The 21,586-nt window shown below is 43.8% G+C and carries 19 protein-coding genes; 11 read left to right on the forward strand and 8 right to left on the reverse strand.

The window, feature by feature from the left end:
* Positions 1 to 336: 336 nt before the first annotated feature.
* Positions 337 to 1,932, forward strand: coding sequence for a hypothetical protein (locus NL644_RS03925; protein ID WP_104973722.1), 1,596 nt, complete (start codon positions 337 to 339; stop codon positions 1,930 to 1,932).
* Between the two features lie 63 nt (positions 1,933 to 1,995).
* On the opposite strand, the gene NL644_RS03930 is transcribed toward NL644_RS03925, so the two are convergent.
* The 3 genes from NL644_RS03930 to rnk form a co-directional block, all read right to left on the reverse strand.
* Positions 1,996 to 3,780 carry an Ig-like domain-containing protein gene (locus tag NL644_RS03930; protein ID WP_253658017.1) on the reverse strand — a complete coding sequence of 595 codons (1,785 nt, stop codon included), beginning with the start codon at positions 3,778 to 3,780 and terminating at the stop codon, positions 1,996 to 1,998.
* Between the two features lie 479 nt (positions 3,781 to 4,259).
* Positions 4,260 to 5,213 (reverse strand): sensor domain-containing diguanylate cyclase, encoded by a 954-nt coding sequence (locus tag NL644_RS03935; RefSeq protein WP_253658018.1) that lies wholly within the window; start codon positions 5,211 to 5,213, stop codon positions 4,260 to 4,262.
* A 238-nt stretch (positions 5,214 to 5,451) separates the two neighbouring features.
* A complete protein-coding gene (gene rnk / locus NL644_RS03940) occupies positions 5,452 to 5,859 on the reverse strand; it encodes a nucleoside diphosphate kinase regulator (RefSeq protein ID WP_005394604.1) in 408 nt (135 codons plus the stop codon).
* A gap of 529 nt (positions 5,860 to 6,388) precedes the next feature.
* Between rnk and nirB the strand changes: the two genes are divergently transcribed.
* The 4 genes from nirB (at position 6,389) to cobA (ending at position 11,270) form a co-directional block, all read left to right on the forward strand.
* On the forward strand, positions 6,389 to 8,953 hold the full coding sequence (nirB, locus tag NL644_RS03945) for a nitrite reductase large subunit NirB (protein WP_253658019.1): 2,565 nt from the start codon (positions 6,389 to 6,391) through the stop codon (positions 8,951 to 8,953).
* A gap of 13 nt (positions 8,954 to 8,966) precedes the next feature.
* The gene (gene nirD / locus NL644_RS03950; RefSeq protein WP_253658020.1) at positions 8,967 to 9,290 is read left to right on the forward strand and encodes a nitrite reductase small subunit NirD; all 324 of its coding nucleotides are present in this window, start codon (positions 8,967 to 8,969) and stop codon (positions 9,288 to 9,290) included.
* Between the two features lie 196 nt (positions 9,291 to 9,486).
* The gene (locus NL644_RS03955; protein ID WP_005394601.1) at positions 9,487 to 10,338 is read left to right on the forward strand and encodes a formate/nitrite transporter family protein; all 852 of its coding nucleotides are present in this window, start codon (positions 9,487 to 9,489) and stop codon (positions 10,336 to 10,338) included.
* A gap of 173 nt (positions 10,339 to 10,511) precedes the next feature.
* Positions 10,512 to 11,270 (forward strand): uroporphyrinogen-III C-methyltransferase, encoded by a 759-nt coding sequence (gene cobA, locus NL644_RS03960; protein WP_253658021.1) that lies wholly within the window; start codon positions 10,512 to 10,514, stop codon positions 11,268 to 11,270.
* 13 nt (positions 11,271 to 11,283) lie between these two features.
* Here cobA and NL644_RS03965 read toward each other — a convergent pair whose 3' ends face one another.
* Entirely contained in the window at positions 11,284 to 11,724 is a 441-nt protein-coding gene (locus tag NL644_RS03965) for a DUF4174 domain-containing protein (RefSeq protein ID WP_012842228.1), read from the reverse strand.
* A 118-nt stretch (positions 11,725 to 11,842) separates the two neighbouring features.
* Between NL644_RS03965 and NL644_RS03970 the strand changes: the two genes are divergently transcribed.
* Complete coding sequence (locus NL644_RS03970; protein WP_005394594.1) at positions 11,843 to 12,331, forward strand: NYN domain-containing protein; 489 nt, start codon at positions 11,843 to 11,845, stop codon at positions 12,329 to 12,331.
* A gap of 88 nt (positions 12,332 to 12,419) precedes the next feature.
* Here NL644_RS03970 and NL644_RS03975 read toward each other — a convergent pair whose 3' ends face one another.
* A complete protein-coding gene (locus NL644_RS03975) occupies positions 12,420 to 13,751 on the reverse strand; it encodes an anaerobic C4-dicarboxylate transporter (RefSeq protein WP_005394592.1) in 1,332 nt (443 codons plus the stop codon).
* A gap of 420 nt (positions 13,752 to 14,171) precedes the next feature.
* Here NL644_RS03975 and NL644_RS03980 point away from each other — a divergent pair, with 420 nt between their 5' ends.
* Together NL644_RS03980 and NL644_RS03985 are read left to right on the forward strand one after the other, a co-directional pair.
* Positions 14,172 to 14,909 (forward strand): siderophore ferric iron reductase, encoded by a 738-nt coding sequence (locus NL644_RS03980; RefSeq protein WP_203347404.1) that lies wholly within the window; start codon positions 14,172 to 14,174, stop codon positions 14,907 to 14,909.
* Positions 14,910 to 14,998: 89 nt separating this feature from the next.
* Entirely contained in the window at positions 14,999 to 17,170 is a 2,172-nt protein-coding gene (locus NL644_RS03985; protein WP_253658022.1) for a TonB-dependent receptor, read from the forward strand.
* Positions 17,171 to 17,223: 53 nt separating this feature from the next.
* Here the strand turns inward: NL644_RS03985 and NL644_RS03990 are convergent, their stop codons facing one another.
* Positions 17,224 to 17,415, reverse strand: coding sequence for a DUF2986 domain-containing protein (locus tag NL644_RS03990; RefSeq protein ID WP_226420728.1), 192 nt, complete (start codon positions 17,413 to 17,415; stop codon positions 17,224 to 17,226).
* A 136-nt stretch (positions 17,416 to 17,551) separates the two neighbouring features.
* Here NL644_RS03990 and NL644_RS03995 point away from each other — a divergent pair, with 136 nt between their 5' ends.
* Both NL644_RS03995 and NL644_RS04000 read left to right on the forward strand, forming a co-directional pair.
* Positions 17,552 to 18,061: a GNAT family N-acetyltransferase gene (locus tag NL644_RS03995; protein ID WP_253658023.1), complete on the forward strand. Its 510-nt coding sequence runs from the start codon at positions 17,552 to 17,554 to the stop codon at positions 18,059 to 18,061.
* Between the two features lie 13 nt (positions 18,062 to 18,074).
* Positions 18,075 to 18,464, forward strand: a complete 390-nt coding sequence (locus NL644_RS04000; RefSeq protein ID WP_182036267.1) for a nitrous oxide-stimulated promoter family protein — start codon at positions 18,075 to 18,077, stop codon at positions 18,462 to 18,464.
* A gap of 47 nt (positions 18,465 to 18,511) precedes the next feature.
* Here NL644_RS04000 and NL644_RS04005 read toward each other — a convergent pair whose 3' ends face one another.
* Positions 18,512 to 19,672 (reverse strand): MFS transporter, encoded by a 1,161-nt coding sequence (locus NL644_RS04005; RefSeq protein ID WP_012842235.1) that lies wholly within the window; start codon positions 19,670 to 19,672, stop codon positions 18,512 to 18,514.
* Between the two features lie 176 nt (positions 19,673 to 19,848).
* The gene (gene trxC, locus NL644_RS04010) at positions 19,849 to 20,283 is read right to left on the reverse strand and encodes a thioredoxin TrxC (RefSeq protein ID WP_253658024.1); all 435 of its coding nucleotides are present in this window, start codon (positions 20,281 to 20,283) and stop codon (positions 19,849 to 19,851) included.
* 162 nt (positions 20,284 to 20,445) lie between these two features.
* On the opposite strand from trxC, the gene NL644_RS04015 reads away from it, so the two are divergent.
* The gene (locus NL644_RS04015) at positions 20,446 to 21,540 is read left to right on the forward strand and encodes a ketoacyl-ACP synthase III (RefSeq protein WP_253658025.1); all 1,095 of its coding nucleotides are present in this window, start codon (positions 20,446 to 20,448) and stop codon (positions 21,538 to 21,540) included.
* The last annotated feature ends 46 nt before the right edge of the window (positions 21,541 to 21,586 follow it).

Here is a 21,586-nt window from a genome sequence, read left to right on the forward strand (position 1 = left end):
ACAGTTTCAATACCGTCGCTTTTGTGCATCTGTCACAGGTGTAAACAATAAAGTGTCAATCTGTAACATTATCCTAGAACACGTATATATCTTTGTTATCGTAGGTTTTTTGTCTCTTTTGTTTTCTTTCTCTTTCTTTAAAATTGAACACTCTGTTCATTCTCTTCGCTGTTGAAAATATTTAGTTTAATAAAATCATAACCTTAAGTGGTGGCATGCTCTATGCGTTATACGAGCTCGAAACGAAAGTTGTATCTCGCTTTCACTTTTTCTTAAAAGGCAATTAATGACATAGGGACCTTCGTCTAGCTTTAGAAGCGTTCTAAGGAGTAGGTTATGAATTCTTGTAAGTCAGGTATCTGGCATACGATGAAGAGCTTTCTTTATGCAATATTTACAAGCTTGCTAATAGGTAGCTCTGCATTTGCAACACCAACAGATGGCGTGTTTGAGTTAGAAGCAAATGCTAATGCGATAGATGACTCTGGAGTAGGTGCTCCAGATGACTGGTCAACGCCGCCAAACATCGGCGGAGCACAAGTATTTAGCTTTGAAAATGACACGGCAACACCGGATACAATATTTACTGGTGGTAATAAAGACATCAAAGACATACCAGAACTCGGTTGGAAGACTGGTACGGTACTTGATAAAGGGGACATTCTTCATGCGTATGCGGCAGCATATATTATCGACAATGATCTAGTACTCACCTTTGGTGCAGACCGTTTCGGTAACAGCGGTGATGCCTTCTTAGGTTTTTGGTTTTATCAAGACTCAGTGGGTCTGAACCCTGACGGTACATTCACGGGTCAACATATTGCTGGCGACCTTTTGATTCAGGTGAATTATTTGCAAGGGGCAAACGATGGCCCTGAAATTTTGGTTCTTGAATGGGACACAACTTGTGCTAAAGCTGCTAACAATGATCCACAAGATGGTCAGTGTGCTGCGACAAACTTACGTTTGAAAGTTAAGACAAATGCACTGTGTTCACCAGGCGCGCAAGATGTGTGTGCTTCAACCAATACAACTGACTCACCTGCACCATGGGCGTATACGCCAAAAAGTGGTGTCGAAAATGTCTTCCCTCCAGAAACCTTCTTTGAAGGTGGTGTAAACCTTACTGAACTTCTACAAACAGACACCTGTTTTAGCTCATTTGCAGCCGAAACAAGAGCATCAAGCAGTATTACCGCTCAGTTGAAAGACTTTGTGGTTGGTGACTTTGAGTTGTGTAGTGTTGATATCACTAAAACATGTAATCAAGCGGTCGTGAATGAAACAGAAGATGGTTACGTTTACTCATACAGCGGCGACGTGATTAATGATGGTGTCGGTACGCTCTACGATGTTGTTGTAGAGGATTTAGAAGCAGGTACTACACATAGCTTAGGTGCCATTGCTTCAGGTGACAGTGCTTCATACAGCGGCAGTTTTGAAAGTACAAGCAATGGTCTAACTAATACGGTGAAAGTCACAGCAGCTGCGACTCCGGGTGGCCAAGCGACCATTAGTGATACCGCAAGTGATCCATGTGAGTCATTGAGCTTGTCTCCAATGATTAGTGTAACGAAATCATGTGAAAGCGGCTTCAAGCTTACTGAAAATGGTATCATTGCTGAAGTGAGCTTCTCGGGAATGGTATGTAACACAACGCCTGGACTTACTTTAGTGAATGTTTCTGTTGTGGATGACTCAGGTACGCCTGAGGATGCTTCTGATGACGTGACAGTAGTGGATAATATCGAACTCGCTTCGGATCAATGTCAGTCTTATACTGGTAGTTATATCCCAACGGCATTTAGCAATGCAGAAACGCAATCTTTCCGTGATACTGTGACAGCGGTTGGTTTCTTGAAAATCGATAATACTCAAGCGACGAATACAGCTTCTGCAGACTGTGACATTTGTCCTGCACCAAGCAACTAATTGACGTCTTGTGAATAAAAAGCCTGGAGTATTCTCCAGGCTTTTTCATATGAGTTTCGTGATTTAGTTCGGTTTCCCTTTACCGTTTCCACCACCATTCCCACCAGAAGTCGATTGTAAGGTGATGCTAATCGTCGCGGTTGAAGAAGACTGACCGTCACTGATCGTATAAGTAAATGAATCATTATTCTTAAACTTCTTCGAAGGTGTGTATTCAATGGAGCCATCACTCAGTACACGGGCGCTGCCTTTGTTTGGCTTAGCGACCGTAATGGCAAGAGAGGTCGATTGTTCAAACGAGTCATTATTTAACTGCTGGATGCGAACGACGGATTTATCACTGATCGTTACGCTATCATTCACAGCCTCAAGTGGTGACGTCGACTCAGACAACACTGTGTAAGATAGCTCGGTTTTGGCTGATTGTTCATTTTCAGCATCTATAACGTCAACGGTCATGCTGTAAGAGTTCGGTTGAGCATCGCTGTTTGACGTAACCATGACCGTCGTTTCTGCACTCATGCCGGAAGGAACCGTCAAGGCGCTTGCGTCATAATTCCATCCGTCAGGAACGCTTAAAGCCGTTGTATAGGTCGCGTCTGCACATTCTGTATTGTTCTGGTTCGTCACTTTAAGATTATACGCCAACGTTTCTCCGGCATTAGCATCAGAACCTGATAGTGGGGTTAGAGAGAGTAGAGGCGATGTCGCAACGCATTGCCCGGATTCACCACCAAATATGACACTGACCTGTGCGTTTTGACCATTAGCACTTTCCAAAGTAATCGACACGCCTGTTTTTGGATCGGTGAACGTTCCACCAATTGGAAGAGCAGGGTCTTCCCAGTCATTACTCCCAAATAATTGTTTGAAAGTGGAGTCAGGCTTCATGTGTAGCAAGCGGCTACTTTTAAGATCACCGTCTGTCGCTAGGCGCACAACTACACCTTCTGTCACATCTTGGCGGTATACAATGTACGAGCGGTCACGTAAAAAGCTGTCGTAGCCAAGAGCTTGTCGATATTCAACGTAAAACCATTGGCGCTGACCTGTAATTGGATCGGTACCTCTTGGGATCTTTAAAACTTTTGATGAAGTACTTTCAAAGTCTTCATAGGCATCAATAGAGTAAACACCATCACTAGAAATGATTTGAGCAGGGGAGGTCTGCCACCCTAAGTTTTCCAATTGGAAGGCGCTAAAGTAACCCATATCGTAGTTACCCATTGTATCGTAGCTATCACCGTACTCTATGACACGGCAATCACCAGCTAACGTACCGTCTTTACAGTCGAGTGCGGAAGCGTGATGCAATCCAAAATTATGTCCTAATTCATGGGCGATAACTCGAGGCTCGAAAACCGCATTTATTGACGCTCTAGAGGGAGTTACTCCTTGACTACCAGAGCCTTCTGATGCACATCCAGTTTTGGTTGTTAAGTAGATAAAACGGTCATAGTTTGATAGTTGATATCCCGCAGTTTCAGCCATTTTGTTGGCTTCCGCTGCTACAGCATCATCATCGCAAATTTGGTTTGATATCGGTAAGGTGAATGTTCCAGCAACATCACCAGATAGCCAAAGTTGCCCCTGGGACATTTGCGAATAGAAGTCGCTAACGGTATTAAAAACAACATGATGGGCGTCTTCTTTAGAGATCGGGATCTCTTGAGGGTTTTCTTGGAAATTGACGAGTACAACTAATGTTTTTTGTTCACCACTAGCCACTTGCTCAGCATAAGCCTCTGATGAAAAAGAATATGCTGACACGAGGGTTACAAAGCCAAGAGCTAGCAAGCGTAAATTTGACGCAACAAAGCCCAATTGAGGGAGGATGACCTTCTTCAATTTATATACCTACTTAATATTTTGATATTAAATGAAATTACAAATTCATAATGTTTTAAATAAAATAAATACCGAGCTCTACCCAAATAGAACCAGTAATTATCAAGTGTGCATTATGTTTTATAAAGTTTGTTTTATATTTGTGTGTGTTTATTACTTTTAAACACGAGGCGAGATATTAGCAGAAGGGGTGGTTAAAATTCAACCATGCATTTCGGTTTTTATAAGTTTATGAATTATAATGTTTAACTACTTTTTACTGGTGGTTTTTATAAAAATAATAAGAAATAATATTGTATGCAACAAAAGCAGTTACAAAGACAGTAATAATATTACACCGTGTAGTATGCAACACTCTTAATTGTTTGTTATTTCTTTTGTTTCCTATATAAATGACTTATTAAAAATAAGACGCTATCAATTCCATAGAGAAAATTGTCAAATTAAAGAAATATTAATTTCAAAAAACAAGAGACTTATTATATCTGGATATAGGCAACGCCATTTTTGCCATTTTTCTTTATCTCATACATTGCATGATCGGCTTTTTGATAAACTTCATTAAACTGTTGTTTTCCTTTATCAAATAGACAAACACCGATGCTCATTCCAATCGTTACTTTATTTAAGTCCTGATTTATCGCAGGAATGATGGAACTTAAGAGTCGATCACAAAGTTGAGATATTTCTTCTTGATTTGAATAAGAGCTTAAAACGACAAACTCATCTCCTCCTATGCGTCCGACTTGAGACTTGCTTGGCGCAAGCTCTGTTAAGCTATTGGCGATATTAATGAGGAGAGTATCACCAGTATGATGGCCTAGCTGGTCGTTAACTGCTTTAAAATTATCTATATCAACAAACACTAAGGCAGACTGCTGAGACGGCTTGGTTTGAGGTTGATGATTAAAGTTTTCCTCAATTGCTTTTCTATTTAACAATCCGGTCAATGGATCACTCGAAGCTAAATTAGCCAGTTGCTGCTCATATCGCTTTTCTTTTGTAATATCGATATGAGTGCCCATCATGCGTAGTGGTTCGCCATCAGAACCATACTCGACGATGCGCCCTCGATCGTAGACCCAACTATCACTGCCGTCTTTATGAATCATGCGATGAACTACCTCATAAAGGTCGGTTTTGCCAGCTAGGTGATCTTCAAATGCACCCACCGCAAGATCATAATCTTCAGGGTGGAGATTGTTTTTCCACGTTTCAACCGTCGCGGTTAACTCATGGGGCTGATAACCTAGCATTTTGCCCCACTGCATATTGAATATCGTCAAAGTACCTGAAGGAATATGCTGCTCCCACAAACACAGTCCATTACTGTCGAGTGCAGCATTCAACTTTTCTTGTAGTCGCGCATTCTTCCGCTTCAGCTCTTCATTTTCTTTTTCTAAGCAGGCAATTCGAGTTAGATATTCTTCCATTTTGCGTATAATTTACGTCGTTTTCGGAGCGACAATATACGAAAAATACTTTGCAATTTCTATGATTGAGCTTGGAGATATAAGTATTGAATATGCGGTAAATAATAAAGAATCGGTGATGTCACTTAAGAGCAGCAAAGTAAATGCTTGGAAAAACAAAGAGGGAAATAGGGGATAAGCGAGGGGCTCTCCTGGTGCAAAGTCATAAATGAGGCCTTTGCACCGGGACTACTGAGGGTTAGCGGTTTAGTGCACCACAACGCTCAGGCTGGTAGGTGATATCGACAATTTCAATTGTCTTCACTTGATTATTTGGCATTGGCCATTCAAGTTTTTGACCAACAGACAAACCGATCAGTGCGCTGCCTACGGGCGCAAAAATGGAAATATCATCACTGCTTTTCAGCTCAGATGGGTAAACCAGTGTCTTTGTCATGGTTCTATCTTCACCTGCAAATTTAAACTCTACAGTTGAGTTCATCGTGACCACATTATCTGGCATTTGTTCTGGCTCAAGAACCGTCGCACGGTCTAGCTCTGCTTCTAGCTCAACAAGCTCCGCCGCGATGTTTGGCATTTTATCCAACAAAGCCGTGATTCGGTTCATATCTAAGCTTGAAATGTAGATAGAATTGTTTTCTGACATTTTATGACTCCCAAATAAAAGGCCGCCTCACAAACATGGGACGGCACTCTATATGTCAATTACGGTATCAATCATATGGATTTTATTCCATATGAACTAAATCAGATTCTAGTCTTTATAGTGCGACTTAGCTAGTAAAAGATTTTTGTTGTGAGACTTGATTTTTCTAAAACTTTCAGTCACTTCAGTTGTTCACCTTTAATAGCCTTGAAACGGCTAGGTTAAAACGAATGCTTTGTTTTTAAACAAAGCAGGGTTTATCGTTAGCGTGGTTTAACTCGACAATCATTGCCATTCTGTAAAAGCCAAAACTGTATAGTCCTTTGTGAGCATGACTGCGGTTATCTCATTTTGTAAAAACTACCAACATCCGTTAATAAATTACCTTTTATTCTTCAATATCAAGATAAAAACGTTCATCTACCCCTTTAGGGTAGTTTGAAATTGTAATTGATTTACATCATGTATTAATTTTCTTTCACAATTAACAATGAGCTCAGTGATAAGAACCTAACCCTTAGGAATTATAATGAGCAAGTTGAAGCTAGTAGTCATCGGTAACGGTATGGTAGGGCACCGTTATATTGAAGACTTAGTCGAGAAAGCTGATATCTCTAATATGGAGATTACCGTTTTCTGTGAAGAACCTCGTGTCGCATACGACCGTGTGCACCTTTCCTCTTACTTTTCTCACCATACTGCAGATGAACTTTCTTTAGTGAAAGAAGGCTTCTACGAGAAACACGGTATTAACATGCTGATCGGTGAACGTGCGATTAACATTAACCGTGAAAACCGCATTATTTATTCAAGCACTGGTCGCGAAGTTCAATACGACAAGCTGATTCTTGCTACAGGCTCATTCCCATTTGTCCCGCCTATCAAAGGTCATGAAAGCAAAGACTGTTTTGTTTACCGCACGATCGAAGATCTAAAAGCGATTGAAGCGTGTGCGAAAAACAGCAAATCAGGCGTGGTTATCGGTGGTGGTCTTCTAGGTCTTGAAGCGGCAGGCGCACTAAAAGCATTGGGTGTAGAAACACACGTTGTTGAGTTCGCACCAAAGCTGATGGCTGAGCAACTTGACCTTGCTGGTGGTAACCAACTTCGTCAAAAAATTGAGCGTATGGGCGTGAACGTTCACACCAGCAAAAATACGCTAGAGATTGCAGCAGAAGGTAAAAATGCTCGCAACGTTATGCGTTTTGCTGACGGCACTGAGTTAGAAACAGACTTCATTGTATTTTCAGCGGGTATTCGCCCACAAGACAAACTGGCTCGTCAAATGGAGCTAGAAGTTGGCCCTCGTGGCGGTGTTGCCATCAACGACCATTGCCAGACTTCTGATGAGAACATCTACGCGATTGGTGAGTGTGCGTCTTGGAACGACATGTTCTACGGTCTTGTTGCTCCGGGTTACAAGATGGCGACGGTTGCCGTTGATCACCTACTAGGTAACACAGAAAGCAAATTCGAAGGCGCTGATATGTCTGCGAAGCTAAAACTGCTTGGTGTGAAAGTCGGCTCTATCGGTGATGCGAACGGTCGCACTGAAGGTTGTAAGAGTTACGTTTACCAGAACGAAGAGCAAGAAGTTTACAAACGTCTTATCGTTTCTGAAGACAACAAGAAACTGCTCGGTGCGGTATTGGTGGGTGATACGTCTGACTACGGCGATCTGCTTCAATTGATGTTGAACGAAATCGACCTACCAGAACACCCAGATGCGTTGATCCTTCCTGCACACGCAGGTGCTGAGAAACCAGCACTCGGTGCGGATGCACTACCAGAAAGCGCAGTGATCTGTTCATGTTTCGACGTAACCAAAGGCAAGATCGCTCAAGCGGTTGCTGATGGTCACCACACATTGGGTGACATCAAAGCAGTGACTGGCGCAGGTACAGGCTGTGGTGGCTGTATTCCTCTAGTGACCTCTGTTCTAAATGCTGAGCTTGCTAAATCGGGTATCGAAGTGAAGAACGACGTGTGTGAGCACTTTGCATACTCACGCCAAGAGTTGTTCCACTTAATCCGCATTGAAGAGATCAAAACGTTTGATGAGCTTCTAGAGAAATACGGTAAAGGTTACGGCTGTGAAGTTTGTAAACCATTGGCTGGTTCGATCTTAGCTTCTTGCTGGGGCGAGCACATTCTTAAGCCACAACTGGTTAAGCTGCACGACACGAACGACAACTTCCTAGGTAACATCCAAAAAGACGGTACTTACTCTGTGATCCCACGTATGGCGGGTGGTGAAGTAACGCCTCAAGCACTGGGTGCGCTAGCGAACGTTGCTGCTGAATACAACCTGTACACCAAAGTCACCGGTGCTCAACGTATTGGTCTGTTTGGTGCTCAAAAAGACGATCTTCCAGAGATCTGGCGCAAGCTTATCGACGCTGGTTTCGAAACAGGTCAAGCGTACGCAAAAGCACTTCGTATGGCGAAGACATGTGTTGGCTCAACATGGTGTCGTTACGGCGTTCAAGACTCTGTTGGTCTAGGTTCTTACATCGAGAACCGTTACAAAGGCATCCGTACTCCTCATAAGATGAAGTTCGGTGTTTCTGGCTGTACTCGTGAGTGTGCGGAAGCACAAGGTAAAGACCTTGGTATCATCGCGACTGACGCAGGTTGGAACATGTACGTTTGTGGTAACGGCGGCATGAAACCTCGTCACGCAGACCTACTAGCCAGCGACCTAGATAAAGAAACGCTAATCAAGTATATCGACCGCTTCATGATGTTCTACATCCGTACTGCTGCGCCACTACAACGTACATCGGTTTGGATGGAAAACATGGAAGGTGGCGTTGACTACCTACGCGAAGTGATTGTTGAAGACAAACTTGGCATTAACGCTCAACTAGAAGCAGACGTAGCGAAGCTTGTAGACGAGTACGAATGTGAGTGGACTGCAACCATCAATGACGAATCACAACTGACTCGTTTCGCACACTTCATCAACTCTGACAAGCGCGATGACAATGTCGTGTTTGTTCAAGAGCGCGAACAGCATCGTCCAGCGACCTTCACGGAGAAACATCCTGAAGCGAAAGGCGACATCCTACACGTAGCTATCACTGAAGCATAAGGGAAGGTTGAACATGTCATTTGAAAAGATTTGCCAAATCAACGACATCGTACCGGGCACTGGCGTTTGTGCACTGGTTGATGGTCAGCAAGTTGCGGTATTCCGCCCAACACAAGCAGAAGAAGTGCTGGCGATCAGCAACACAGACCCGTTCTTCCAATCAAACGTGCTTTCTCGCGGTTTGATTTGTGAGCACCAAGGCGAACTTTGGGTAGCAAGCCCACTTAAGAAGCAACGCTTTAACCTGACAACAGGTGCTTGTATGGAAGACGAGCGTTTTAACGTGAAAGCGTACAAAACGCGTGTAACCAACGGTGAAGTAGAAATTTCTGTATAAGCTTGGTTCGCACTCCCTCCTCCTTAAGGGGAGGGAATGCACTGAGTACTTAGATTCAATAGACAAAGGCTTTCCAAGCGTCATCTTGGGGGAACAGGGAAGCGAGATGATGTCGACAGCAGTGGGTGTCAACGGGAAGCCTTTCTCTATTCAATCTTTAACTTTTTAACTTTCAATTTTGAATAAGGACACATTCATGTCTACAGACTTTAAACCTGCTGAATTCGTGCAAACCATGATCAACGTGGGTGAAGCGAAAATTAATACCAGCACTCGAGATCTTCTACTTCGTGGCACGATGGCAGGCGTTATTCTGTCTCTTGCAGTGGTGGTTGCTATTACCGCGATTGTACAAACGGGCATTGGCCTTGTGGGGGCGCTTGTTTTCCCTGTGGGCTTTGTGATTCTCAGTGTGATGGGTTACGACCTTGTCACAGGTGTTTTTGGTCTTGCTCCTTTGGCTAAGTTTGCTAACCGTCCGGGTATCACTTGGGGTCGTATTTTCCGTTGCTGGGGATTGGTAGGTTTGGGTAACCTGATTGGTTCTCTAATAGTGGCTTACCTAGTGGCTATCTCTCTAACCGGTAACTTCTCTCTAGAATTGAATGCGGTAGCGAAGAAGTTTGTCGCTGTATCGACTGCCCGTAGCCTTGGTTTCGAAAACATGGGCATGGACGGATGGATCACGTGTTTTGTTCGCGCTATCTTCTGTAACCTAATGGTGTGCCTAGGCGTGATCGGCAACATGACGGCACGTTCAGTATCTGGTCGTGTAGCGATGATGTGGTTCCCAATCTTCATCTTCTTCGCGCTAGTATTCGAGCACACAGTAGTAAACATGTTCCTATTCCCACTGGGTATGATCTTAGGTGCGGATTTTGGTATCGCGACTTGGTTGAACTTCAATCTTATCCCAACCATCTTAGGTAACATCGTTGGTGGTCTCGTAATGACTTGTCTGCCACTGTATCTAACTCATGCGAAAACAGCGCCTTCTATCAACGTAGTTGAAGAAGAAGTAAAAGCAGAACCTGCAATCGCAAAATAAACTGCTTTTATCTGGCCCTAGCTATGGTAGGTAGGGCTACTCAACTCATTTAACTTTCAATAGATATTGTATTGATTTGGCTATAAAAAGTAATAACTCCTTGGAGTAGTTTGAACCTTAAGTTAATAACGTGAGTGTTACTCTTTATATCCAAATTTCCGATAGGCGTTGATATGACTACTGCGAACTCATCTTTAAACAGCGGCTTTGTTTCTCTAGTAGGTGCGGGGCCGGGCGATCCAGAATTGCTGACAGTCAAAGGTTTGAAAGCGATTCAAGCGGCTGAAGTTGTGGTGTATGACCGATTGGTGTCGAAAGACATTCTTGAACTGGCTCACGCATCTGCTGAGATGATCTATGTCGGGAAAAAGCTCGATTTTCACTGTGTACCTCAAGATCAAATAAACCAAATCTTGGTACAAAAAGCACAAGAAGGTAAACGCGTTGTGCGCCTAAAAGGTGGTGATTCTTTCATCTTTGGACGCGGCGGTGAAGAGTTAGAAGAGCTTGCAGAATATGGCATCAAATACGAAGTGGTGCCAGGGATCACCGCGGCGGCGGGTGCAACAGCTTACGCGGGTATTCCATTAACGCATCGCGACCACGCGCAAAGCGTTCAATTTATTACAGGTCACGTGCAAAAAGACGGTCGCGAAATTGAGTGGCATTCGTTAGCGCAATCTAACAACACACTTGTGTTCTACATGGGTTTGAAGCAAAGCGGTCACATCATGGATAACCTGATCACTCATGGATTAGATCCAGAGATGTCATGCGCCATTATTGAAAATGGTACGCGTCCAGAGCAGCGCGTGTTCCAAGGAAAACTGAACGAACTTTCTGAAATGGCTGAGAAGGCGATCAGTCCAGCATTGATCGTCGTTGGCTGCGTGACTCAGTTGCACAACAAACTAGACTGGTTTAGAAAATAAGTTCATCTAATGGTTAGATTTTGCAGGGGCTATGACGTCTCTGCATTTCTTGCTTACGCATTGGCATTTGATCAATCAAGTTGTTGATAAAAGGCCAATCCGTTTCTGCGCCCCATCGGTATTTCTCTTGGCCATCTTTACCCAGTAAAATTGCGGTATGTGAGCCTTTTTCAATTTCATACAGCTTGGCAAGCATTTTCAAATCAAATTCTTCTTTGAGCCAAGCTGGAGACGTATAGCCTTGTTCTGTAATGACTAATGTGACCACGTCTCTGTCTTCCAACTCGCACTCATTCATGAGTGTTTCTAGTAAGAACTGTTTAACGTATTCATCGTTTTCTGGAGCGAAGTAAAGCACACTCCGATGCGGCCAGTACTTTGAATGTGCTGGATAACCGAATGCTGTCGATGACAAGATACAAGAAAGTAGTATCACTAGTAACTTTCCGCCCATGACAGTTCCCCTAGAAACCCAAATACCGTTTATACGTTAAGTTTAGTGGAATTGGCTCATTGTGCTTTTTCCAAAACTGGCATAGGGTAGGCAGCAAATAAATTGAGCGTAGAAATAGATGAATTCGGAAAGAAAACAAAAAATCGCCATTTTGGTTGATGTACAGAATGTGTATTACACCTGTCGCGAAGCGTATCGCAGTAATTTTGATTACAACCAGTTTTGGTATGTTGCGACGCAAGGGAAAGAGGTGGTGAGTGCTCGTGCTTATGCCATCGCGAGTAACGATCCAAAACAGCGTCAGTTTCATCACATTTTACGCGGTGTTGGGTTTGAGGTAATGCTTAAACCCTATATTCAGCGTCGTGACGGCAGCTCGAAAGGCGACTGGGATGTCGGTATTACTCTTGATGCGATTGAAATTGCTCCCGAAGTTGAGGAAGTGATTCTCGTTTCTGGAGATGGGGACTTTAGTCTTCTGGTGGAACGAATTCAGCAGCGCTTCAATAAAACGGTGACCGTTTATGGTGTGCCTAAGCTAACATCCCAAACTCTGATTGATTGTGCAGATAACTTTGTCGCGATTGATGATGACTTCTTACTGTAATCACTAACGTGACAAAGAAAAGGCGAGTCATTCAGGCTGTACGCTAACGTACAATGACTCGCCTCTAATTTATTGTTGATTTGGCTAATTATGAAGGAATGATCATTTGTCCTAACAAGTAGCCCAGACAGCAAGCACCAATCACACCAATCAAACCTACCGACATAAATGAGTGGTTGAAGTACCACTTACCAATCTTAGTGGTACCTGACGTATCGAAGTTCACTGTCGCGATATCTGAAGGGTAGTTCGGAATAAAGAAGTAACCGTATACCGCAGGCATTAGGCCGATAAGCAGTGCCGGATCCAGACCCAAGCCAAGACCAACAGGTAGCATCATACGAGCCGTTGCTGCTTGAGAGTTCACCACAACCGATACAATGAACAACGCAAGCGCGAACGTCCAAGGGTAGTTGGTTACCATCTCAACGATGCCAGATTTGAACTGAGGCATTGCGTATTGGAAGTAAGTATCTGACATCCAGGCGATACCGAAGATAGCAATGGCAGCCACCATACCTGATTTGAATACTACGCCGTTTGGTACGTCACGTGGGTCAGTTTTGGTTGCAAGCAAAATGATACCGCCGAAGCAGAGCATCATCATTTGAATCACAACGGCCATGCTGATTGGTTTCGCGCCATCCACGATGGTACGAATGTCCGGCCACATCGCGATAACGACGATAACCAAGATAGACGCGATGAACAGCAACACAGAGTTACGAGCACTTGTTGGTAGCACTTCATCAAGAGACGTTGCAGTGGTGTTGAGGATCTTTTCACGCCACACCGGATCTTTTAAACGCTCTTGGTATTCTTCATCGTCTTCCAGTTCTTTACCGCGTTTTAGGCTGTAAAGTGACATCAGCAACGTACCGAATAGCGTCGCTGGAACAGTAACGAGCAAAATAGAAAGCAGAGTGATCTCGTGCTGAATATCAGAGAGTTGTGCCAAGTAGTAAACAACTGCCGCTGAAATTGGAGAGGCCGTAATCGCGATTTGCGAAGCGACGGAAGCGGCTGCCATTGGACGTTCCGGACGAATGCCGTTTTTCAGTGCAACGTCGCCAATGATTGGCATGATGGAGTAAACCGCGTGACCTGTGCCGAGCAAGAAGGTCATAAAGTAAGTAACAAAAGGAGCGATCAGGGTGACGCGTTTTGGGTTCTTACGAAGCACACGTTCGGCAACTTGCAGCATGTATTTCAAACCACCAGCCGCTTCAAGAATGGATGCACATGTTACCACTGCTAAGATGATCAACATAACGGTGACAGGAGGGGAGGTTGGCGGCATCTTAAAGATGAAGACTTCAATCACCAAACCAATACCAGATACGACCCCAAGGCCTATACCACCATAACGTGAGCCGATATACAGCATCACGAGCAAAAATAGAAACTCAAGATACAACATGTGGATTTCCTTATTCAAAACAGGGGGCTATATAGCCAAATTACTTAATTACATTGTCCCGATATTCAGAAAGAAAATACTTCATGTTGTTCACACTCCTTTGGATAAGAAACAGCAATATTCAATTATTGGCAATAACTCACGCTACACAGGGAAACTGTTAACACAGTTTTATCAGGGTGTTTTTATGCTGTGTATTTTTGCGATCATGTCAGCGCTAAATGCGAAGAGGTTTAAGAGTTTGTTGCTATTCATCGCATACGTAACCAGACCTTACGGGCGCAAAGAGCTTGAAAATAGAGACAGAGACCACAGATGAGAATAGGTTCTTGTTATGTGAACACAAAAGATAATAGTTTGCATTGCGATTAGTGCTTGGGTATAAAGGTGTCAGAATGACTACACCAACAATAAACCATCATGTCTGAGCAATTTTTCCCGCAACTATTTCAAACTTCGAGTGAGATTACGCCTTACCTTCACGGTGATATTGGCGAAATAGGGCAAGAAGTTATTCATATCGAAAATGATATCAATCCGATCATTCAAGGCCTTTACCAACAGTTGTCTGAGGCTCATCCGGAAGCGGGAAAAGCGTATTGGTTGACGAGAACGTGGGATTTGTTGTGTTGGCAGCCTGTTTATGTTGCGTTCATTTCTATTTACGGTTTCCACACGTTGCCAAACATTCGTGAGATGGCGCAGCACCTCAAGCCTTGTTTTGTGTCTGGATATCGATTCGCTGACGAAACACATATACATGGTAAGCCAGAAGAATTAATAAAAGAGGCCGGACGTCAAATTCGAGAGTTGTTCGATTTCTACCAACAAGAAATGAGTCAATGGACGCGCATTCGCCCAGGTTTCACTCATCAATTGATGTCGGATGGGATCATGGCTTGTTTGATTCGTCTTCAACAGCGTTTTCCGCAAATGACCAACACGACATTGCGTGAGCATGCCATATTGTGGTTACAGGCATTGGGTTTAGATGCCAACAGTAGTCATTCACTTTATGAGACGTCACTGGATCAGCCGCTAAAATTGGTCAGAAAAAGCTGTTGTTTAGTCTATAAGTGTGAAGGCAGAAAGCTTTGTGAAGATTGTCCTCGTTTAGAAAAAAATCGACAACTTATGAGCAAGCACAATCCTAATTAACATTTGGTTAACTTATGTAACAGTGCTCGATTTGAGAGTGAGAATAAGTATCATTGCATGCTCTTGTTGACAACAAAAAGATAAATACAATGATAAAAAGGACGTTTTCTCTTAATCTCATCGTACTTGCGATGAGCAGTGGATACGCAGTTAGCTCAATAGCTGCGGAAGAACTTCAACAAACATCAACACCAAGTGATGAACAAATGGTGGTCGTGGGCAGTGTGATGCCGAAATCGATCTCTGATATTCCAGGAACGGTTTGGTTTGTAGGGCAAGAGGAAATTGCTCAGCAATATCGCGCGGGCAAGACACTTGGTGACATTCTTTCTGCAACCATCCCTTCTCTAGACGTTGGTACGGGTGGTCGAACTAACTACGGCCAGAACCTGCGTGGCAGAGCGATGTTGGTGATGATTGATGGTGTCTCACTGCAGTCTTCTCGCCCAATTAGTCGTCAGCTTGATGCAATTGACCCATTCAACATCGAGCGAATTGAAGTACTATCTGGTGCAACCTCCATTTATGGGGCTGGCGCTACAGGTGGTGTTATCAACATTATCACCAAGAAAGCGTATTCGGATGCATTGTCATTTGAATCGTACGTGAGTGGCACTACAGGTTTTAACAGTAGCGACGATTTTGATTACAAATTAGCCCAGTCTATTTCCGGTGGTAACGATCGAGTTGCCGCTAGGGGTTCGGTTGTGTACACCGAGACACAAGGTGCATTTGACGCAAATGGCGACATTGTCACCCCAGATATTTCCCAAGGTTCTCTGCAATACAACTCGACGCTTGATGTGATGGGATCGACAGAGATTCAAATCTCCGATGCCAGCAAGTTAAACCTTGTCGCACAATACTATGACAGCCAGCAAGATTCGCCATACGGCTTGTACATTGTTAACAATAAATTTGTTGATGTACGAGAGGGATTCGATTCCGATCGTGAACACGGTACAGAGCGAGTTCTCTTAAGTGCGAACTACGCTCACGACAGCGTATTCGGCCATCAACTGATTGGCGAGTTGTCTTACCGAAGTGAAGACCAAACGTTTACTCCTTATTACCAAGGTGCTTCTCAGCAAAAGACAGAGGTTTTTGCTGGACGTTTGGCACTGGCAAAAAACTGGGAATCATTCAACCTTGTTTATGGTGTTGATACGTATTTAGACCGTTTTGAGAGCAATCAAGCTCTGTTCGATCCAAGCATTGCAAACAACTCTGGAAACTTGATTAATAAAACGTACGCCGAAGTTGGTCGTTACCCAGGTGTAGATGTAACGTCTTACGCAATGTTTGTTCAAGGTGACTATCAAATTAATCAAGAATGGTCCGTTCAAGCAGGCTACCGCTATCAATACATGGACAACAAGATTGATGACTTTGTTGCCTATAGCGTACAAAAGAAGATTGCCTCGGGTAAGGGCGTATCAGCGGATGCGGTACCAGGTGGCAGCACCGACTATTCTGTAAGTCTGTTTAATTTGGGCACCATTTATCAGCTTAATGATGAATCTCAACTTTGGGCAAATTTCTCCCAAGGTTTCGAACTTGCTGATCCTGCGAAGTACTATGGTCAAGGCAGCTATGATGCTGTAGATGCAAACGGTCACTATGCGTTGAACAACAGCATTAACGTGTCTGACTCAAAAATGTCAGGTATTAAAACGGACAGCTATGAGATCGGTTACCGTCTTGATACCAACTCTCTTGCGCTTCAGGCGGCAGGCTATTACTCGCTTTCAGACAACTCCATCAAGTATGATAGAAAAACGTTGTTGATTACGAATGTTGACGACGAGCAGCGTGTTTACGGTGCAGAAGCAAACATCAATTACTGGGTGACTCGCGATATCCTGTTAGGGGCATCAGGACACTACGTAGTTTCTGAGCTGAAAACCGATGGTAAATGGGAAGATTTGAGCGCAGGTAAAGCCAGTACGTCTAAGGCTAATGCATGGGCTGCATACTACCAAGATTCGTACTCGATTCGTCTACAAAGTCAGACGATGTTTGATTACGAAGATGACGCCAACAATAAGTTGGAGGGCTACACCACGTTTGATCTTCTGGGTAATGTAACACTACCTGTTGGGCAGTTAGGCTTTGGTATTCAAAACCTATTTGACGAAGACTACACAACCGCTTGGGGTCAACGTGCGCAGATTCTTTATGCGGCACACTACGATGCAGCAGCTTACGACTACAAAGGAAGAGGTCGCACATTCACACTGAACTACAGTGTTGAATATTAAAGTCAATTCTCTCCGTACAACAAACAAAAAAGCCGCATAAAGCGGCTTTTCTTTTAAGCTTGATCTGTCGGCACTGTGCCTACAACATTTTCCGTGCTTTCCGAAGCTTGGTTTTGCTCTTCAGCTTCCATTTTTGCACGTTCAGCTTTGGAGATATAACGCGGCTTATTGCTCTTATGTAGCTTAGCGTTATGCTTCTTCTGCTTTGCTTTTAAGATCTGATTGATTTTCTTCTTGCGGTTCATGGTGGTGGTCCTTTAATTTAGCGGGGCAGGATAGTTATTTTTTTATCAAGTTACAACTAAATAAGCCCTTACGTCGGTCGCAAGATTCAAGTACGTTTCTATGTCCAATCATCTCTCGCGTTTTAATGGAGTCAAAATGAAAACACTGATCACTGAACGTTTGATATTACGTCTTGTGAGTGTAGATGATGCACCATTCATATTAGAACTTTATAACCACCCAGACTTTTACCGTTTTGTCGGAGATAAACAAATTCGTACTGAATATGAAGCGGCGCGTTATATAAAAGAAAACATGCTACGCATGCAAAAAGTTAAAGGTGTGAGTTTACTCGTAGTAGAGAAAAAAGACGATGGACAACCGATCGGTATTTGTGGGCTAGTTAAACGTGACACATTGCAACACTACGATCTTGGGTATGGTTTTTTACCTTCTGCTTATGGTTGCGGCTACGGAGTCGAGTCGGCAACCGCGGTGCTGGAATATGCTCGAGAGAGAATGAAACTCGATAAGTTGGCTGCCATCACCAACAATGACAATATTCGTAGTATAAGTTTGCTCAAAAAACTGGGCTTTGAGTTTGAACGAGTTGAGCAGCAATACGATAATGGTCGAACGTTAGAACTTTACACAATGACGTTGTGATTTTTGGAAGATCATGAGCGATATTTTACTTGGCAAGCTCGCCACTGAATTTAAGACGGTAAAAGCCATGGTAGAGGTTTACTGTCACGATCACCATGGAACAAAAAGTGACTTGTGCTCAGAATGTCGTGAGCTGCTTGAATACGCAGAAGTTCGTCTTGACCGCTGTCCTTATGGAGAGAATAAACCTACGTGTAACAAGTGTCCGATTCACTGTTATAAACCGGACCCGAAAGAGCAAATGCGTTTGGTGATGCGTTACTCTGGCCCCAGAATGCTACTGAAACATCCCATCTTGGCGGTTCGTCATTTACTTCATGAAAAGCGCACAGTACCGGAAAAACCTGCAGCGAACGCGTCAAACCGTCACAAACGTTTATCTAAACAAAAAAGCGAAGAATAAAAACGAGGGCGACATGCCCTCGTTTTCGTTGAGTAGAAGTTGCGTGGTTAGAGGCCAGCGGCCATACGCTGCTTAGTTTTGCTCGCTGCAAGTAGCATGTATACGCCAGTCGCAACCAAAGCGGCAAACAAGTAGCCTAGTAAGCCATGTTCTTGGCCCATAAATTTATCAGCCACAACCGGGCCAGCAACAGAGCCAATGCTGTAGCTGAACAGCATGACTTGTGTGGCAGAGACAATAAAGCGCTCATCAAGTCCTTCACAACCTAAGTTGATCGCAATTGGGTACAAGGCAAAAGTAGCTGCACCTAAAAAGAATAAAGCAGCAGCTAATACCACGGCTGACGATGAAATAAAGGTCAAACCGATCGAAAAAATACCCAAAATACAGAAGAACGCCATTAGCACTGTGCGGCTCATGTATTTGTTCAATGTGGTCACCATTGGTTGAACCAACATGCCACCTAGGATCACTAGTGCCATCAATGTACCAATGTCTTGATGGTTGATTTTACGGTTAGTGAGCTCAACAGGCATTAATCCGTATATCGCGCCTAAGGTCAAACCTGATACAACACAACCAATAATTGCAGCATGGTTTAGCTTGGCGATTTGCTTAAATGACAAAGCGGTTGATTCATGGCTGTTTGGTTGTTCACACTCAATAAACATCAGCACCAACATCGCCATTAGGATCAGAGTTGTGATTGCAATGAACGGAACACCGCCACTTACGCCAAGTACACCAATGCCAAATTGGCCTAATGCAGAACCGCCATAAAGCGATAGCATGTACAAGCTCAAACGTTTTGCACGTGATGCTTCGTCGCCAGACATTAGCCAAGATTCAACAATGACAAAAACGCCCGCAACGGCAATACCTGCGATAAAACGAGCAGCAAGCCACACTAACCCATTAGCAAAAACGGGTAGCGTGACAATCGTTAGCGAGAATGCCGCTAAGCAGCCAATAAACGCTTTACGGTGACCCACTTGACGCACGACACGTTCAATAAACATCGCGCCGACCAATAAGCCGCCATAAAAAACACTCGCCAACCAACTCGCATAATCTGCTGAGATGTTGTATTCACCGAGCATGAGAGGGATCAAGCTCATTAAATAGCCCGAAGCCACCGCATAAAGAGACAGTGCGACGACTGGAACTGTAACTCGTGGTGATGCTGCAGGAACGACTGTGTTTTCCACTGTTTTGCGCCTATAAGTTAAATGAAATCTATGGGTTATTCGGCGCGAATATGAGGCTAATAGTTAGGCAAGTAAAATGATTAATTTAAGTCGTTTCGACAAATAATATTTGTTAAATAGATAGGTCGATAAGTTGCATAAAAACGCCAACCTACCAGTAAGATTGGCGTGGAGAATTACTTATTAAGTGCTTGATTTAACCATTGATCAAACTGACTTTTCGGTAGCGCACCATTGATCATATCAACACGTTGACCGTTCTTGAAAACCATGATGGTAGGAATGCTTCGAATGCCAAATTGTGCAGCGAGCGCTTGTTGTGCTTCTGTATCAATCTTTACAAAACGAGCCGTTCCTGCTTGTTCATGAGCGACATCCGAGAAAACAGGGGCAAAACCGACGCACGGATTACACCAAGGGGCCCAAAAGTCGACGACAACAGGCGTATCACTTTGTAATAGAGCAGAAAAGTTATCTTGCGTTCCTTCGACAGGCGCGCCATCAAAAAGTGCACTTTTACATTTACCGCAAGTTGCAGACTCTGCAACACGCTCATTGGGGACACGATTCAGACCGCCGCATGAAGGGCAGCGAGTTTTAAACGATGACATGACTTCTTCCTTTATTACGTATTGATGAAAACATGACTTACCAGTCAGCCTCATTATTTGTATACTTATTTTTTAACCTGCCGAAATAACGCAGAGCAGGTTTGTATTTGAGCCTAAGGTTCTAAGAAATTTTATTAAAATACAACAATAAATAGGTCTGCGATGACAAATTACTACGCTGAAATTACAGGTTGGGGGAAATGTGTTCCTCCTGCCGTGCTCTCTAACGATGATCTTAGCACTTTCCTTGATACTTCAGATGAGTGGATTCGTACCCGCACCGGTATCGAAAACCGCCGTATTAGCCATGTAAATACTTCAGACATGGCAACCGTTGCTGCCAAACACGCTTTGGCGCGCGCGGGCGTTGACGCAAGCGGCGTTGATTTAATCATTGTGGCGACTTGTTCTCCGGATTCACTTATTCCAAACATCGCATCTAAAATACAGCAGAACTTGGGCATTCGTTCTGCGGCGGCCTTTGATTTAAATGCCGCATGTACGGGATTTGTCTACGGCCTTGAAACGGGCACACGTTTGATTCAATCAGGTAACTATCGCAACGCAATCATTATTGGCGCGGAAAGATTGTCTTTCTACATCGATTGGGCCATGCGAGATACCGCAGTTCTATTTGGTGATGGCGCGGGCGCCGTTGTGTTATCAAGAACAGAAAAAGAAACGGGTCTATTGCAATCTCAAATTGGTTGTGACGCTAAAGGTCGCGATATTCTATCCGTGCCAAAGTTTGGTACTTGTATGGACCGTTTTGCGGAAGACAACGGTTACTGGGATTTCAACTTCGTAGGACAAGAAATTTTCAAACGTGCGGTAAAAGGCATGGGGCTAGCTGCGAAAACCGTGCTTAAAGCATCACAGTTAACTACCGACCAAATCGACGTTGTTATTCCCCATCAAGCGAATATTCGTATTATTCAAACCCTATGTGACCTATCTGGGATCCCACACGACAAAGCGTTTGTGAACATCCAAAACTACGGTAATACTTCTGCAGCGACGGTGCCAATTGCATTATGTGAAGCGGTAGAGCAAGGCCGAGTTAACCCAGGTGATAACATGCTTCTTGCTGCGTTTGGTGCAGGTTTGACATGGGGTGCGGCAGTATTGAAATGGGGTGACCGCGTAACGCCAATTGGTGAAAGTGATGCGGCTCTGCCTGAATGTGAGCAATCCGCGCTAGAATTGCTTGAGCGTGCCATTAAGCTGTGTAACGAGCGCCGTCGCGACGAAGCGTAACGGACACTCAGCAGAAATGATATTGAAAAGGGAGCGCAAATGCTCC

The organism is Vibrio sp. Y10_XG_PY6 (assembly GCF_024181795.1).
Taxonomy (GTDB): domain Bacteria; phylum Pseudomonadota; class Gammaproteobacteria; order Enterobacterales; family Vibrionaceae; genus Vibrio; species Vibrio diabolicus.